1 protein-coding gene is annotated in these 207 nt (G+C 54.6%); it reads left to right on the top strand.

Annotation, left to right across the window (positions count from 1 at the left end):
* Window positions 1-207, top strand: a 207-nt coding sequence (locus tag E1189_RS21920) for a hypothetical protein (protein ID WP_196220771.1), incomplete at both ends; no start/stop codon positions are given.

The raw sequence follows: 207 nt of genomic DNA, 5'->3' as shown, positions 1-207 counted from the left end.
GGGTATCGGTGAGAATCTTCAACCTGCAGCCACTCAACCTGTCACTGTGCAGGATCGGGATGCTCGGGAGCTGGCTTTGTCGGGTCTTCCGGCACTATCAAAACCGGAGCACGGGCAGGGAGAGCAATGGGGTAAGGATATCTTTGCCTTTAAGCAACAATTGCTGGAATGGCGCAGTTTTGTCGGGCTTTATGAGCAGGCCTGCAG

This window comes from Parendozoicomonas verongulae (genome assembly GCF_009711465.1).
Classification (GTDB): domain Bacteria; phylum Pseudomonadota; class Gammaproteobacteria; order Pseudomonadales; family Endozoicomonadaceae; genus Sansalvadorimonas; species Sansalvadorimonas verongulae.
Note: the sequence above shows the minus strand (reverse complement) of the source record. Positions and strands in the feature narration are given on the sequence as shown.